Annotated in this window: 14 protein-coding genes and 1 tRNA gene; 6 read left to right on the top strand and 9 right to left on the bottom strand. The window is 64.4% G+C overall.

What is annotated here, in order from left to right:
- The 6 genes from GPA27_RS19560 to GPA27_RS29530 all read left to right on the top strand — a co-directional run.
- Positions 1-463: Hpt domain-containing protein (locus GPA27_RS19560; RefSeq protein WP_169142159.1), on the top strand; the 463-nt coding region annotated here is incomplete at its 5' end.
- 113 nt (positions 464-576) lie between these two features.
- A tRNA-Arg gene (locus tag GPA27_RS19555) sits at positions 577-653 on the top strand.
- A 143-nt stretch (positions 654-796) separates the two neighbouring features.
- Positions 797-1,288: a hypothetical protein gene (locus GPA27_RS19550; protein ID WP_169142158.1), complete on the top strand. Its 492-nt coding sequence runs from the start codon at positions 797-799 to the stop codon at positions 1,286-1,288.
- Positions 1,289-1,399: 111 nt separating this feature from the next.
- On the top strand, positions 1,400-1,693 hold the full coding sequence (locus tag GPA27_RS19545; RefSeq protein ID WP_211165115.1) for a helix-turn-helix transcriptional regulator: 294 nt from the start codon (positions 1,400-1,402) through the stop codon (positions 1,691-1,693).
- Between the two features lie 180 nt (positions 1,694-1,873).
- Entirely contained in the window at positions 1,874-2,977 is a 1,104-nt protein-coding gene (locus GPA27_RS19540; RefSeq protein ID WP_169142157.1) for a hypothetical protein, read from the top strand.
- Between the two features lie 622 nt (positions 2,978-3,599).
- Entirely contained in the window at positions 3,600-3,914 is a 315-nt protein-coding gene (locus GPA27_RS29530; protein ID WP_169142156.1) for a YHYH domain-containing protein, read from the top strand.
- 105 nt (positions 3,915-4,019) lie between these two features.
- Here GPA27_RS29530 and GPA27_RS19535 read toward each other — a convergent pair whose 3' ends face one another.
- The 9 genes from GPA27_RS19535 to GPA27_RS19495 all read right to left on the bottom strand — a co-directional run bounded on the left by GPA27_RS19535 (position 4,020) and on the right by GPA27_RS19495 (position 16,171).
- Positions 4,020-6,467: a hypothetical protein gene (locus tag GPA27_RS19535; protein ID WP_169142155.1), complete on the bottom strand. Its 2,448-nt coding sequence runs from the start codon at positions 6,465-6,467 to the stop codon at positions 4,020-4,022.
- Positions 6,464-7,837 (bottom strand): hypothetical protein, encoded by a 1,374-nt coding sequence (locus tag GPA27_RS19530; protein ID WP_169142154.1) that lies wholly within the window; start codon positions 7,835-7,837, stop codon positions 6,464-6,466. Before GPA27_RS19530 ends, GPA27_RS19535 begins: the two co-directional genes overlap by 4 nt.
- Before the next feature lies 1 nt (position 7,838).
- Positions 7,839-10,430, bottom strand: coding sequence for a hypothetical protein (locus tag GPA27_RS19525; RefSeq protein WP_169142153.1), 2,592 nt, complete (start codon positions 10,428-10,430; stop codon positions 7,839-7,841).
- 1 nt (position 10,431) lies between these two features.
- Positions 10,432-10,869, bottom strand: a complete 438-nt coding sequence (locus GPA27_RS19520) for a hypothetical protein (RefSeq protein ID WP_211165114.1) — start codon at positions 10,867-10,869, stop codon at positions 10,432-10,434.
- A gap of 93 nt (positions 10,870-10,962) precedes the next feature.
- Positions 10,963-11,247 carry a hypothetical protein gene (locus tag GPA27_RS19515; protein WP_169142151.1) on the bottom strand — a complete coding sequence of 95 codons (285 nt, stop codon included), beginning with the start codon at positions 11,245-11,247 and terminating at the stop codon, positions 10,963-10,965.
- Between the two features lie 105 nt (positions 11,248-11,352).
- Entirely contained in the window at positions 11,353-11,877 is a 525-nt protein-coding gene (locus GPA27_RS19510) for a hypothetical protein (RefSeq protein WP_169142150.1), read from the bottom strand.
- 10 nt (positions 11,878-11,887) lie between these two features.
- On the bottom strand, positions 11,888-12,379 hold the full coding sequence (locus tag GPA27_RS19505; RefSeq protein ID WP_169142149.1) for a hypothetical protein: 492 nt from the start codon (positions 12,377-12,379) through the stop codon (positions 11,888-11,890).
- Between the two features lie 449 nt (positions 12,380-12,828).
- Positions 12,829-15,972, bottom strand: a complete 3,144-nt coding sequence (locus GPA27_RS19500) for a DNA primase family protein (RefSeq protein ID WP_169142148.1) — start codon at positions 15,970-15,972, stop codon at positions 12,829-12,831.
- Positions 15,950-16,171 carry a helix-turn-helix transcriptional regulator gene (locus GPA27_RS19495; protein WP_169142147.1) on the bottom strand — a complete coding sequence of 74 codons (222 nt, stop codon included), beginning with the start codon at positions 16,169-16,171 and terminating at the stop codon, positions 15,950-15,952. The genes GPA27_RS19500 and GPA27_RS19495 overlap by 23 nt, the downstream gene beginning before the upstream one ends.
- Between the last annotated feature and the right edge of the window lie 61 nt (positions 16,172-16,232).

The raw sequence follows: 16,232 nt of genomic DNA, 5'->3' as shown, positions 1-16,232 counted from the left end.
CCCCGACCCCACCGCCGCCCTGCGCGTCGCCCACACGCTCAAGGGCAACGCCGGCAACATCGGCGCCCGCCGCGTCCAGGTCGCCGCCGAAGCCCTCGAGCACGCCTGCCGCGACAAGCTGCCCACCGACCAGCTCACCCCGCTGCTCGACTGGACGCTCGCCGAACTCGCCCCCGTCATCGACGGCCTGCAGCAGCTCGGTACGGCGGAAGCCGCGCAACCGCCGGCGCAGGCAATCGTCGCGACCATCGACGCCGCGAACCTGCAACAGGATCTGGAGCATCTCAAGGCCCTGCTGGAAGACAGCGACCCCGCCGCTGCCGAGGCCGCCGACGCCCTCACCGCACGCGCCGCCGGCACCGCGCTCGCGCCCGCCCTGAAACACGTCGCCGCCAGCGTCGCCGCCTACGACTTCGACAAGGCGCTGGAGGGCCTCGCCGTCCTGAGTGCGCGGGACGGGTGAGAGGGCATCCGGAGGCGACTGCCGCCGCGACTACCGCCCTCCGAAGGCCGGATTCGTCATGCGCCGCAGATCAGGTATAATGCTGCGTTCCGTTGCCACGCCAGTGGCACAAGGCGCCCGTAGCTCAGCTGGATAGAGTACTGCCCTCCGAAGGCAGGGGTCGGACGTTCGAATCGTCTCGGGCGCGCCATAAATTCAAGGACTTAGGCCACTCCTCGGGGTGGCCTTTTCCTTTGGTGCTACTTCGGTGCTACTTCATCCGCAAAGCGCAGCCGATTGCATGGAGGTTGGATGGCCCGGAAACGGCAACCGCTGCCACGGTTCGGAGGCGCGTTGGATCGACCGCTGCGGCTTGTTTCTCGCCCCGAGAGCACCTTCTCTTCGGCGGTTGAGCCTGGGCGTGCGGCATCCAGACCTGTGTTCGGTGATTGGACCAACACCTCGATGCTTCTCGTGGCACACGAATTCCTCGAAATGGTCGTCGAGCGAGAGAAAACCATCGACCAAAAGCTCCGGCTGCTGATGGAGCACTTCAACATCCACCCCACGGACAAGAGAGCGGATCGGCAACTGGCCATCAAGCTCGCAGAGCTTTGCGTGCGGGGTTTTCAAGAGCGCATACGGCCTGGGGCCCCGAAACGTTGGGGTCTATCCCAACTGAGCGCGCTGAAGAGATCCGTCGATTCCATCGTCGCCGAGGGGTACAGCGTTCGCCGTGCGTGCGAGAAGCTGTTTTCCGAGCAGGGATCCGATATTGACTTCCCGCGCTGTAACTCGCTGGGGACGATGTACCGCAGATACCATCAGGCCAAGAGCGCGAAATAGAGAACGCCCGCACCGGTCGCATCGCAAGCAAATTCAGGGGGTGGTGTGCGGAATTGGTAGCCCCATCTATTTCCGCACAGCGTGGCGCCTCAATCATTTCCGCATGTCAATTTGGCGGTATCGATCGAGGAAGAGATGGTCCCAGAAAAGCCAGCAGGTAGCACCCTTCGTAGTTCCACCGGTAGCGCGGCCGGTAGCCCCGCGCATGATCTTCTGACGCGTAAAGAGGCTGCCTACCTGCTGCGACTCAGGCCCAATACCCTGGCCGTCTGGGCCGTAAAAGGGCGCTTCGAGAAGGAACTGCCGATCATCAGGCTGGGACGGAACCTGATCCGATACCGGCGCAGTGACATCGAACGGTTCATCGAAAGCCGCGCGGGGCTACTGCCTGGCGATGTGGAGTAGGGCGCGCGCCGCTTGCCGCCTCGCATCTGCTGGATTTACCGGTGCTACCAGCGGAGCGGCATCCACTTTCGCGTTGCGCCGCCGCCTTGACGTGTTCCGGGTGGTCATGTTCAAGTCATAGGACGACGTTCTGCGCGGAAGCAATTACACCCAGGCAGGCGACCTTACGAGGGGGCGGTCATGCAGTGGATATTCAAATCGGCGGTAGCCATCTTCTGCGGGGCCATGCTTGCTCCTCTCTCGGCGACGGCTTCGAGCTGGGCGCCATTCGAACAACGGGAAACCGGGGATCGGGTTGAGTGGTTCGAATGGAATAGTGAATCGCTAGCCGTCGATGCCGGCGCTCCGCAATCGGTTTCGGCCACTTGGCGGCGCTATACGACTACGCAGATGACGCCCAGGCCGGAAACGCAGGAGATCGCAAAATCCCAGATCGACTGTCAGCGCTTTGGGTTATCGACATTTCACCGTGAGCGTCTTCTCGTCCGTAAGGACGGCTCCCTTGGTATGCGACTGGGTCCGCCTATCGAGTCGTCACGCACCGACAATCCAAGTAGCTGGGCAACGTGGGGTAGCTCCGATGGCAAACTGATTCGAACTGTCTGCCAAGCGGCTTTCCCTGAGTGGATGCCTGAGTTCCTCGTCGCTCACGAGCGGGAGTGCGGGGGCAAAGTCGAGGGCATGTGTAGCCCCGAAAAGCGAGATTTGGCATACGCGGTCAGCCTGCTGCTTTACCGGAAATACCAAGCTGACGAAGTCTGCACAGCTGGCCAGGATGTTCAGGCCAAGTCCGACTTTTCCAAGTTGGCCGACCAAGCAGTAGATGACGTGCTGGCCGAAGTCACCCGCTGCCCTGACGGTGCTTGCCAGCTTACCGCGCTGAATTGGATGCTGGCCGGGATTGGCAGCGACCTTGTGCGGGCGGGGCAAGGCTTGCGGTGTCAGGCATTCGAGCAACGTGCCGAGCGGATTGCCCAAGAGAAGCGGAGGGCCGTAGGCGTCGAAACCATGAAAGCCTATTTGGCCTGCGCGGTTCGCAAGGCGCCCGCACTGGATGATGGATTGTCGGCAGCGGAGTCTGTTGCGACGGCGCTGCATTCGGCTTGCCTCGACGTGTTCAACAGCGCCGCGGATCTCTTGGTCCGTCACCCCGACAGTCGAGAGATCCTGGCGAGGCAGTTCCAGCCGAAATTGGTGGAGATCGTGCTGCAATACCGGGCAGCACAGCGGGTTCCGAAGAAAACCGTGCCCCGGCCGGACACATCGCGACGCATCCAGTCATAGGCCGAGTGGTGTTCTATGGGCGGCGGTTAGCGGCGAATGGCAGCGATCGACATATGGCCGGATCATCGCTTTCTCTGCGAGGCAACGGGCGGGGCGGCCGGTTCCTGTGCCACGTCGGCCACGTAGTCGAACGGTGCGCCCGACGCTGGAACACCGCTCGCCTCATGCATGCGCCCCTCCGGGCTCGGGTGTGACGGATGACTCTTGGCGAGCTGCGCGTGCTCGCGTTCCAAGTGTTCTTTCACAGCTTGGCGAGCGAGAATCTTGACGAGCTGCCGAACTCCGGGATGCATTGCTTACCTTCTGGGTGGCAGGTTCGTTCAGCAGTAACACTGCCACACGAGCCTGCGTTGCCGAGTTCCCGATCCGCGCACTGGGAGCAGCGGTCGTCCCGCTTTCGGCGAGGGCTCCGATTCCGGGCTCACCATCGGAGATGCCGCCACGGGAGCGCTCTCGGCTCACCGCCGGTCGGTACCCCAGCAGTTTGACGTCCTAGCTGACGCCACCGATACTTTGCCTAGGGCTTCCTGCTCGTCCGTTCCGACTTCCGCTTTGTCCGGCGTACTCGAATCTGACCAGTCGGAGCCCCGCCTTCGACAATGTCACTCGGAGACACGCAGAGATGTCGATATCGAAGCTGACTGTCGCAATTCTCATAGGCAGTGCAAGCTCCACAGCGCTAGCGCACGGCGGCGGGCTTAATGCTGAAGGCTGCCACAACAATCGGAAGACCGGTGATTATCACTGTCACCGCAGCGGAGGCGGCGAATCGCGAAGCCCCCAACAATTCCGGTCGCCCGCGGCGCCGTCTTCGAGACCGATGGAGCGGGCGACTTCACCCGCAGCCAGCTCGCTTCCGCCGGGCTGTTCCGTGGGGCCTCGCGGCGGAACCTACACGATCACCAAGAGCGGCAGAAAGAACTACGGCGGTTGCTAGATCGCGTTTCAGTACATGGGCGGCCCCTCGGGTTCCGAAGAAGTCAGCGCCACGTCTGGAACCCCCGCAATGCATCCAGTCGTAGGCATCTCGGCAGTTGGCGCGTCACCTGATCGCATTCGCAAGATCCGGCGCCCGGCGCGGCAGCGTCTCGCCCGGTTTCCACCAGAAGTCCTGCCCCCAGTCGGTATGCGCCCGATTACGCATCCGCGAGAGGTAGCCCGGTGAGAGGTATTCCTGCAGATCCTGCAGGCCGGCGTGGTCGATCGCAGACTTCGCGTACCAGAGATTCATGAACGGAAGATGCGACTTCGCGAAGCGCAACGCCTCGGCGCCGGCGTGCGTCTCCTTGCCGCGCAGCGCCTCGCCGACGTTTCCGACGGTCAGATCGACCGCCTCGAAGCCGCTGCCGATGACCGGCCCGAAGAGGTTCATCCAGTTCGGCACTCCCGCGCGGTTCTGGCCGCCCAGCCCGGTGTAAAGGAAGTCGCCGAAGATGCCGACGCCGCCGCCCTGGGCGAAGGCCGCACCCCAGAATTTCGGCGTGCTCATGTCGCGCGGGTCTTTGCCGTTGATCAGATCCTTCAACTGGATGGCGAGCGCGCCGAAGATCGTGAGCGCCGTCGTCAGCCCCGCACCGTAGGCCACGGCAGAGGCCTTGTCGCCCACACGCCACTGATCAGCCATGCGCCCCCAGTGCCGCGCCACCATCGCCAGCGGGAAGCCCTTGAAGAGCATGAGCGAGCGCAGGAATTCGCCCTCGATCGTGCCCTTCTGCGTCCCGCGGGTGACGGCCGCGCGCGTCTGCAGATCCTGCGCGAGCGAAGCATATTCCGATTCGTCGGCAATGACGCCGAGCAGGCGCGACACGGCGCGATTCTGGTCGCGCAGCGAGAGCCCTGCCGCGGTGAGCGTGCCCTCGGGAGTCGCCCGCACTGCCTGCAGGGTGAGCATCTGGCTGCCGCGCCAGTCCTCCGGGGCGGCCAGACGCCACACCTTGAAGTCGGTTTCGGTCACGCCTTTCGCTTCGAGGCGTGCGCGGTCGCCTGTCGCCAGCGTGCCCCATTCAGCGCGTGAGAGCTTGCCGAGTGCGCCCATCATGGTGACGGAGAAGCCCCGCCGGATTGCGTCCGTCCAGGCCTCCAGCAGGCTCGCCTTCATCGTCGCGTTGGCGAGCTTGCCCGTCCAGCCCTTGCCGATGTTCGACTCGGCCCATCGGTTCATGTCGCTGATGATCGATTCGGCCACGATGCCGGCGCGGTTGGCGTAGTCGCGCGAATCCTTGCCAAAGGCGCGGACGAGATTCACCAGCGGATCGACGAAGCCCAACCGGTTGAATCTGGCGGTGACGAAGTAGGTCGGCAGATCGGTGATGCTGGAGATGAACGCGCTGCCGAGCTTTCCGAACACCTCGATATTGCGCGCCCCCTGCGCGATTTCGGCAAGGCGCACATTCACGACGCTGCCGGCGTTGCCGTTGAGCACGTCCCACATGTTCTGCGTGCTGACGAGCCACGGCCCGACGAGATCCGCATCGCCTGTCCGGGTTGCGGTGTCGCGCAGGAAACCCCATTGCACGTTCGGATTCGGCCCGAGCTCCTCGACCAGTGCGATGTCCTTCGCGAGCCGGGAAACGTGCCCCTGCATCGACGACAGGACGCCCCCGCGGTTGTAGCTGGCGGCGTAGGTCAGGTAGCTCGTCGCGTCCTTGAAGTGGATCACGCGGTGCTCGCTGCCCCGGTTGGCGCGCATGCTGGCGCCGGCACCCTGCCCGGCCTCGACCTTGTTCAGTCCGCCGGTCGAGATGGTTTCCCATGCGTGGTTCAGCAGATCCACCATCTGCGCGTCGTTGAGCAGCGCGCCGTCGGCGGAGACATAGCGCGACCGATCGAGCAGCGGCAGGATATCGCTCACCCACTTCGCCTGCCCGGCATTGAGCACGCGGATATCGTCGTGCGGCTGCGGCAGGTAGCCGTAGTCGAGCTTACCCACGTCACCGCCGGCAGCGTTGAAGCGCTGACGCATCGCCTCGACGGTTTCAAGCCAGGCTTTCGCGCCCTTCGCCGCCAGCGGGTTGCCCGAGTGCTCGCCGAAGACTTCGCGCACCAGATCAGCCGCCTCGCGTGCGTCCTCGACCATGCCGAGAAAGCGCGGATGCACGGCGTTGAAGGTGTCGATCAGGCCGGAGAAATACTCGTTGGCGACTCCACGCGCGAAGCGGCTGGCGTCGTCGAGCACGCGCCCGACAGCCTGAAAGGGTTTGAGCCCGTCACCGACGAGCGACGCGTACCGGTTCATCACCTTGTCGTGCGCGAGAATCGTGAGCGCTACGCGCTGCTTTCGCTTCGCGGCTTCCGCCATTAGTCCGGCGCCGGCTTCCTTGGCGGCAGTGCGCAGACGTTCGTCGCGCCCGAGCTGCTGCCACGCGGCAGGGTCCTTGCGGGCGATCTGCTTCATCGACTCGATGATGCGCGCCTCGATGTCCTCGGCCTCGCGCTGGGTGACACTGCGGCCGATCGCGGCGGCCACTGCCTGGATGCATTCTCGTCTCATTGCGGGAACCTCAATGCGCAGCTCACGGCCGCGTCAAATGCTGCGGTTTCGATCTTGGCTTGTGCCTCGATGTCGTCGGCGTGCCGTAGCAGATCGGCGACGCGGACCTCGGCGCCGTCCTCGGTGCGGATCACGGTGTCCGGGTTGCGTGCGGCGATCTCGAAGGCCCGCATCTGCTCCGGGGTGTCTGCCCGGCGTGGTGCCTCCTCGCGGCCCAACATGCGCGCGGCCACTTCGCGCACCTGGTCGAGAATTCCGCCAGCGGGCGGGCTGTCCGGTGCGACGGCGCCGATGGGCGCTTCCGTTACGAGATCCCCCATCGCATCGGGGGGCGGTGGCTCCGGGGGCGGCGCAGTGTCGCGAACGCGCTGATACACGGCGTCGAGCTGCGCCAGATCGGGCGCGACGTGCGGCGCTACACTCACCGCCTCGCCTGCATCGAGCTGCTGACGGGCGAGCGCCTGCGCTTCGCGCGCTGCGTTGGCGGCCTGAACGTCGCCCGCGCGGATGAGCGCATCACCGTCACGCACGCGGACCTCGTTCATCACCAGCAGCGCGGCGTGTTCGTCCGCGGTGAGCCTCGGCGCTTCCGGCTTGCCCTGGTGGAAGGCCGCACCGAACACGGCGCCGGTGAGCGAGGCGATCGCGAGATTCACCGGATCGAACGGCTGATACTGTGCTGCGATCTTGTCGTAGTCGGCATGCTCGAGCAGCAGCCGGATGCTGCCCGTCTCGGCGACGAGCATGGCCGGGTTCGCCACAGCGCCGACGGCCGCACTCTGCGCCCGCGTGGCCCCGAGCGCTGGCGGGAGCGCCATCGACACGGCGCCGGCCACACCGGAGATCACACCCGCGCCGGCAGCGGTCGCCTCATCGACGCCCTGATCGGTGAGTCGTTGCGAGGTATTCACCCCCTGATCGAGGCCGAATCCGACGACGCCGACCGGGCCGGCGATGCCGTAGGCGCCCATCTTCGCCACACCGGACACGAGCCCGTGCGCAATCTGGCCGGCTAGCCCTACGGATGCAGGATCAGGCGCGAAGTCCTTGGCGCGCTCGCGAAACTGGCGCGCGGCCTCGCTGTTGCCCATTCGCTCGATGGTCTGAGCGCGGAGCGCTGCGGGGGCGGGCGTCGCCTCGTCATTGATCAGTGCGTTCGTCGGCGCGTCGCGGAAGGCGGCCGCGTGCCCGTAGGCTTCGAGAATGGCCGTCCAGGCGCTGGCCGACGTGTTCGCGGCGTGCGGCAGTGCGTCGGCCAGTGCGCTGCCGAATCCTTGGAAGGCGCCGGGCGGCTCGTCCGGCTCGGGCGGGCGCTGCACGACTTGCGATAGGGATGTGTCGCGGGCGGCGGGGAAGAGGTTGTCGAACATCTCACTGTCCCACTTGGAGGATGAAGGGGCTGCCGTCGGCGCGGCGTACCACGTCGTTGCCGGCCTTCACGAGGTAGCCACCGTCGCCGAAGGTCTGCAGGCGGGCGCCTGGCAGCATCCGCGCGAATTCCTGTGCAGTGACACGCTGATTGCCGACGACGTATTCCCCGCCTGCAGCGGCGAGCCCAGCCGGCAGGGTGGTTCGCAGCGCGTCGCGGAAGCGCGAATCCTCCCACCCGTAGGGTTTGGCGATCTTCGCGCCGTTGAACTCCATCACCCCGCCGGTGGCGAGGCTCACCGCGCGCTCTACATCGTCGTCGCCCTCGCTCTTGAGCTTGGCGTAGATCGCGAACGCGGCATCGGCGGCGGCATCGCGGCCTTGCGGCGACAGATACACGCCGTCGATGGCGGTGAAGATCCGCGCGCGGATCCCCGTCTCGGCGGACGTGTCGATCTTGGCGCGCTTCTCGGCAAGCATCTCCTTGCCTTCCAGGTAGAGCCGCGCCGTCGAGTTGCCGTAGGTCGTGCGCTTCGAGGCGAGCACGCCGGCGATTGCCAGCGTCGAATCCTTGTCCTTGAGCTGCGCGGAGATGGCCTGCATCCCGGCGGGGCCTACTGCCCCCGTCACCTGCTCGAGCACGCGCGCCTTATCGACGGCCTGCATCCCGCCAAGGTAGCCGCGGAACTGATCGGCCTCGCGCTGCGTCAGCACCGCGGGCGGCGCGGCGTAGTCGCGCGCGATGCGTGCCATCGCCGTGCCCCGCGCTCGGAGTTCGGTGAGCGCTTCCGGCCCGTCGAAGCGCGCGAGCGGCTCGAGACCGTATCCGGGGTTCTCGAATGCCGTCTGCACCGGATCCTCGGCCCGGAGCTTGCGCACGAGCGTGACACCCTGCTGCAGGATCTCGTAGTTGCGCTGGCGGGCGGCAAACCCGTCCCCCGCTGTCGGCGTGGCGTCCGCCAGCAGGCGGGCGAGATCCGCATCAGGCATCGTCTTGATCTGCTGCAAGCGCTGCCCGAGCGTCGCCGTATCCTGCAGTGCGCGATACCGGGTGATGCCCTCATCCTGCCCATAGGCGCGGATGAATTCCGCCTCGGTCGGCGGATTGGCCGCGGTGCCGCGTGTCAGGTATTCGGACTGCGCATCCTGCACGCGCGTGCCCAGGGACGTGCGGGCGAGCTGCAGCGCCTCCTGATCGTAGCTGCGTGCGAGCTGCAGGACGTGCATGCGCTGGTCGGGCGGCAACGCATCGACGACGGCATTGCCGGTGCGCACCGCCGGATCGCGCCAGGGCTGCGCAGTGGAGGCACCGGACGAGGCCGGCACAGATGGCAACGGTGCCTTGCCGGTCGCCGCGGCGAGGCCCGCGTCGATCTGCTGGTCGGTGTAGGGCTGGCGGCCGTTCTCGAATCGGATAACTGCCTTTGTCACGGCCTGCAGCGTGGCCGGGTCGTGCAGGTCGATCGCGGCATCGGGCTTGACGCCGATCGCGCCGGCCACGGTGCGGATGTAGGCGGCGGTGTCGTTCTCGCTGGCCGGCGCCCAGCGCGAGATGATGCCCTCTACAGTGTTGATGCCGTGCTTGTCCTGGTAGGCGAGCAGATTCTTGCCCATCGCGCGGATACCCGCTTCGGGCGTGGCAAAGGCAGCGAAACGGGCATCGGGGCCGGGCACCTCGCCCTCCCACGGCGTCTCGCCGCGGACGAGGTTGCCGGGATTGTTGTTGCGCTCGCCACGCGGGGAGGTTGAAGCGGTCGATCCGGGCGCCGTGAGCGTGCCGACGCCGCCGGCCTTGTTGATCTGCACCGCCAGCACGGGGGCGGCAGCGGCGAAGAGCTCACGCTCGATCTGATCGCGCGTCACGGGGTTGAGCAGCCGGCCGTTTTGCTGCAGATCCGCCAGTGCAGCAGCCGGATCAACCTGCCGCCATGCGTCGTAACGCATCTTGAAGGCCGATTCGGTGTATTTCTCGCGCTGCAGGCGCTTCGTCGCATCGTCCCAGCCGAGCAGCGCGCCTTGCGCTTCGACTTCCTCGTGCGCGGTGCCGAGGGAACGGGTGAAAACGTCCGGGTTGTCGAAGTTCGCGGCCGCGTCGCGCAGCGTTACGTCGGCGCGGTCCTGACTGCTCTGCACCTGCCACTTACGGTTTTCCGCGGCGAAGTGGCGAGACATAGTGGCGGTTGCCGACTGCGCGCGCTCGGCGAGCACGTTGCCGATCATCGCCCGCACGCGTGTGTTCTGTGTGCTCGACATGGCATCGTTCCGCAGCTTTTCGACCGTGCGCATGGTGTCCTCGTAGGCATCGACGGCGTTCTTGCCCTGCTGCGTTGTGAGATACCCGCTCTGCGCGTTGAACTGCAGATCGTTGATGCCCTCGGTGAAGCGCGAATCGATGTCCTTGGCTTCGGCTCGGTCCTGCTGAAGCTGCATGTCGTCTTCGATCTGCATCACCTTCGCGCCGGCACGCTCCACCGCGCCGCCGAACTGCGCAAGTTGCTGGCCGGGATCGACGCGAGGCGCGACCGGGCGCACTTGCACGCCCGGCAGTTGGTTCGGCATCACGCCGAAGTTGTCTAGGGTTGGCACACGGGGCACGTCAAATCTCCTTCTTGCCGCCGAATGCGGCGTGGATTGCCCTGGATCGCATTTCGAGCAGCGCGGTCGCCGTGTCCTTGTGCCAGAGCGGCTTGCCTTCAAAGACCGTATCCGGGGTGGGCAGCCGGTCGTGCGTGGCAGTCATGGCCTGCCGGTTCGGGTAGCCTAGGTGGGCGGCCAGGGACTCGGCGTCGAGATAATCACTGCGGTCGATCAATTCGCATTTCTCCTGGATTCGTACCCACCGGGCGATGGTCTGGGCGCGGCGTCGGTATGTGCAGATGTCAGCGATCGTCGATTTGCCGACGTCGAAGCGCTTTGCAAGCTCTCCATAACCCATGCCCTCGTCCTCATGCAGTTCGCGGATGAGATCCACCTCGGCATCTGTGAGACGGGCGTTCTGGTGGTGCTCACCGATCCGAATACCGCGGTCATTCACCGCAATGAGTCTCGCCGACATGGTCAGAATGAACTGGCGGTGCGGAAGGGGAGGTCGGCGGTGGAGAGTGCAAAGGGCATGGCGCTCTCCCCGTTATCCTCGAGATACCTTCTGCTCGGCGAGCCAATCGCCAAGGGAGTCCCACGAGCCGCAAGGGCTTTGAACGGTACCGTCCGGGTTCAGCGTCGCCAGCGCATCCTCATCGATGTTGTCGGGGGTCACCGGGCAAACGATGTTGTACTGGTCGATCGCCCAGCCGACGACAGGCTCTTTGCATGCGTCGATGATCTGATCCTTCTCGTCGTAGAGAAGCGACAACGAGAAGAACCCCGGCATGGCCGGGATCACGAATTTGATGTTGAGTGGTTCGCGCTGCATTCGCCTGACTCCCTTGTAGGATGGGGCGAATGTATCGAGGCCGGCGAGTGGGCGGCCAGAGTGGGCATCTGCGCATTTTGAGGTGCGCACATGCCCACTCCCTCCTTATCTTCGGGCGTAGGTATCGTGGTTTTCCATGCGCAGATGCCCAGCATTAATTGCTGCCTGCCATGCACGGTCGAAGCCGGATTTAGTGAAAAGCCTCGCATCGGTCAGGCAGTCGGATTTGATCTCCCCTTTTCCGCCCGTTGGGATGCGCATCGCATTCCATCCCCTGCGTCCGATGGCCTCGAGGATCACGGCAATCTGCTTCCCGCGTCGGTCTGCGCCGCCGTGGGGCGTGGTATCGCGGGTGGAAGGGATGCCTTCTTCATCACGATGCGGTTGAAACCCGTGCTTGTCACACCATGCCAGGAATAGCGCACGAGGGATTTGCCATTGGTCCGGGCTGCGCCAGTAGGAAATGCCCCCAGGAAGGGCTGTATGGGTGCGGTCGATCCACGTCCTCACGGCTCTGAGATCGTCCGCGTGACTCTCCAGCAGGGATAGCCAGAGAGCGACGTCGTCGGATCCGTCGCCCTCCGCGGCGAGGAGCCGGGCGGCATTGCCCAACGTGATAAATGCGCTCATTGATCTGCTCCTACACCAAGTCGCTCGCGTCATTGGGATCGACTGCCGCCTCGCGCGATTGCCGGACGAAGTACGAGGCATCCCTCCACACCCCCGGCGGTGGCTCGCTGCTTGGCGGAAGGCTCGCCTCCCGACGTTGGCGGATCACTTCCGCCTGGGCCTGCATCTGCATCAGGATCCTTTGAGCGCTCCTTTCCTCCCGGCGGCGCTTACGCTCTTCTGCCCGCCGCTCTTCGAGTTGGTGCAACTTTTCGGCCTTCTCCTTCGCGCGCTGCTCGGTGCGCTCCGGCGTGTCCCAGCGGCGCGGCGGCGGCCTATCGACCTTTAGCCCGGCCAGCAGCGCGTCGAAGTCCTCGAACCGGCTGCGCAGGATGCGCAGGGCCTCCTCCACGAGGGGCCAACGCTTGAAGCGAATCGCATCGTTGCAGACCAGCCAGTGCAGGTAGGCGGTGGTCATCGCCTCTACCGGCTGTCCTTTGAATTTGCCCATCGGCATTAGCATGCCGTTTTCCTCCTATATCGCCTGGCTGCGATCGCGCGTTGGGGTGTGTGCTTCGTAACCTTCGCGCCGTCCGCGGTTGGGGGCGCCCCATATCGTGTGCCCGCCTGCGCACCTGGCGCGCGATGCGTGCAACAAGTCCTCGTCTCCGCTCTCGACCGCTGCTACCTGTATCGCCCGGCCACGCGTTCGCGCGTACTGCTCCAATAACCCACGGCACTGGGCGAGTGCCGTTGCCTTCCGACCTACTCGGCTACAACCAAGCGGAACCTGGGTTTCGGCCCCCTTGAGGTTGGTACGGGTGGTACGGGTCACGCTCTATTACGCACCTACTAAGAACCTCTCTATATCGGTCTGCAGCGAATTCGTCAGCAATAGAGAGAACAGACTTCTCACTGCAATGGGTTTTGACCCGTACCACCCGTACCAGCGACGAGGACGAGCGAGCAGAATTACGCACGATCAATGCTCCCTTCTACCTTCGCGCGGTTTTCTGCGGATTCCAGGCACCCATTTCGAGCGCGCCAATCGTCGGCAAGTCGAACGCCGCGGACTGCTTTCACGCGATCTTCCCCCACTCGCGGGAGGATGCTGGTGATCCGCCCGTCAGAGTTGGCATAGAGTTCGCTGAAAAACGCATTCTTCTGCAGCGTGAATTTCATCCCCTCGTCGTGACACCAGGCCTTGTAGCAGTCGTAGAGAGCTTCCTTCGCCACCCAGCGGGCGCTGTCGTAGGTTAGGACGTCCGCGATGAAGCCGACGATCGGCGTCGTCTTGCGGATGAGCTCATCGACTGCAGCAACTCCGCTCTCTGGCTGGATGAAAGCGCCACGTCGTTGAAGCTTTGCCAGCCCATCCAGTGCCCAATTGAGAATCCCGGGCAGTTCGGCCATCAGCTTGCCGGTCAGCCTTGTGTCCTCGCGCCCGAAGAACGATTGCTTGAACTTGATGACGATGAAGCGTGATGCGACCGCCCCACCGGCATCGACAATTCCGGGCAGGATGTTGGTCGTCAGGACAAAGCGCGTTGTCAGCTTGCCGACCCAGTCGGAGATCTGCTTTCGCTCCACGCTGATGGCGTCCTCGCCGGTAATGCGCAGGAGGTTTTCGCTGATCGCCTGAAGGTCGGCTCCGCCTCCGACACGGGCATCGGAGATGATCGCCAGAGACTTGCCGATCAGTCCCTGCAAGCCGAACGGACGAGCGAGTTGCCCAAGGGTAGGACCCGCGCAGTTGTGATCGCCGAGCAAGCCCCGCAGGACTCGGGCGATCGTGCCCTTGCCGCAGCGTTTCGGTCCGACGCAGATCAGCGCCTTCTGCTGGGTTGTGTCTTGAGTCAGCAGGTAGCCAAACCACTGCTGCAACGCCTCGATCGATTCGGGGTCGTCGGGGAAGGCCGCTGCAAGGAAGTTGATCCAGGCCACCGGCTCTGGTGCATCGGGCGAATACGTTACATCCACGGCGCTTGTCGAGAAGAAGCGCGGTGTGTGCGGGAGCAGGGATCGGGAGGGGACGTGCAGCAAACCGTTGCCTACAGCAATCAGCTCGGACACGGGGGCGGGCGCGATGGCGCACAGCCAACTCGGCATCGTGCTGGTCGAAGGCACGTTGATCAGCGCCTTGAGCGCGTCGATGGTGTTGTCTACCGGTCCTCGGCCTGGCAAGGCCACTTTGTGGCGCTCGAAGAGCGCATAGATTCCTGCACGAACGTCCGCGTTGCTAATGGTGCGATAGCGACCGTTCCCCCACGCCATGAATTCGTCCTGCCAGTAGCGTAGGGTCAGGCCATCGGCGGACGTATGGCATTCCTGAAGGAAGGCACGGGCCGTTGGTACGGGCCAATCGACCCCGACGCCGGTGTAGTCGTCACCGGGGCCTCTCCGGCGAGCCTCGCCGAGGGATTCGCGCAGCGCTTTGAGAGAGTGCCCGGTTGCCTCCTTCAAGCTTTTGAGGACCGTCTCTTCGTCGATGCTACTGACGCGGGCTGTAACAAGGTCATCGATCACCTTCGTCGCGAGCTCGCGGCCTCCAATCCCCAGAAGGTCGGCCGACTCGATGGTGCTGAGGATCTCAGGCAACGACGGCGCCATCGCTTTCTCGATCGCGGCCTGGGTGATCTTCGCGGCTTTCTCCGCATTCCGTTTTCTGATCGCGGCCTGCTCCGCCTCCTCTTCAGCAGTCAGGGGAAGGTCGGTCAGATCGGAGAACGTCAGCAGCTCGTGGTCGTGATCGCTTAACCAGTGCGTCGTGTTGGTGCCCGAATCGAAAACAAACGGCCGTCCGTCGGCGCCGCGGGAAAAGACGCCGGCCCACGAATCGGAAGCACGAAAAGGGGTTTGGCAGCGGATCTTCCTCTCGGTGTCGAGCAAGTCGGCAGCTTCTTCGACAGTCATCAGCCCGTGCCCTTTGAGCTCGACTTCCGTCGCCAGCGTCAGGTCGTAGGCGTCGAACGCCATACCCGCGCCGCCGCCGCCACGGATGCGGAGATCAACTCCTGCAGCCTTGGCAATTTCGCGAACTCGTTCAGGGATGGGGCATATCAACTCACCGGTGGAAAGCTCGCAGCCGGTCAGCCCCGGCGTGTGCTCGATGCGCTGCTCACTGACGGTCAATCCTGTGCCGTCGGCAACAGGCTTGCCTACGAATATGATGCGCCCGCGGGACCAGACTGACGGATCCACAATCGTGGCTGTACTGTGGCCGACCACTTCACCGGTCACGCGACTGACTCGAGGCTTCAACCACGACAGGCCGAGCTCCATGGCGCGTATGGTGAGCAACTGGCGAATGCGATCGACGTCTTGGGCATTCTCGAGCTTGATCCAGGTGTGACCGTTGCCCTTTCCCACCGGGACGCCGTCAAGCAGTACTCTGCTGGAAGCGGAAGACGCGCGGGTGCGATCAACGAGTTGCACTCCGGGCAGGAGTTGATCAACGTAGGTCACCCAGGTGTCGTAGTCCATCGACGCAAACTCGGCCGGTGTGTGCTCGTCGGTGTCACGATCAAGGATCTGCCACGCGGACGGCTCGACGTTCTCGGCAAAGCGGCCCATTGCCTTCGTGCAGCCTTCAGGGTCGTCAGCAACGGGATGGATACCTGCGGCGCTTTCCCGGCCCTTCACGTTGTAGCGGCGCTCAATTTCCGCTTCCGACAGGATGATGAAACGCTCGCCTATCTCGACGTCCTTGAAGCGGCTGTTGATGATGGCCAAGTGATCGTCCTTGGCCACGCGCGCCAGCAGCGCGGTGAGCGCGTTGTGATCCGGGACATGGATCATCCGCCCGTAGCAGAAGGCTGCTTTTATTTCCGCGCCTTTTTCGACCTTGCCATTGGCCTTGAGGAGAAAGCGCTTGCCCAGTGGCTGCACCGGATCACGAATGACGGTGATCACGTCCCCGAGCGCTGCGGACACATTGCCTAATTTTTGAGCAGCGGATAATCTTTCGTTCGCGGTCGTCATCGTCGTATTTCTTTCGATTGACTTCAGGTCCGCCGACGCCAAGCCCATCGCGTCGTCAGTCGTTTCTGCTTCGCCCCCTACGCCCCGCCGGTCTGCCCCCGGCAGGGCGTTTTCACGTTGTAGTGGCGCGTTCATGCCGCGGTCCTCCCTGCCGTCGGCGCGACTCGATCCAAGCATCGACCTCTGTTTCGTCGAACATGACGCGCCGCGGCGATACGCGGATGGGCGCAGGGAATTCACCCCGCTTCACCATGCCCTCGACGGTTCGTTTGCACGGGCCGTCACCCCCGGCGCCGAGCTTCTCCACCGTCCGCTTGTAGTTGATCAACCCCATTGCAGTGCTCCTAGTTGCGTTTTCCTGCGTTTCGCTGCGCCACTCTCGCACCGTGAGGAAT

The sequence above is a fragment of the Aromatoleum toluolicum genome (assembly GCF_012911005.2).
Classification (GTDB): Bacteria; Pseudomonadota; Gammaproteobacteria; order Burkholderiales; family Rhodocyclaceae; genus Aromatoleum; species Aromatoleum toluolicum.
Note: the sequence above shows the minus strand (reverse complement) of the source record. Positions and strands in the feature narration are given on the sequence as shown.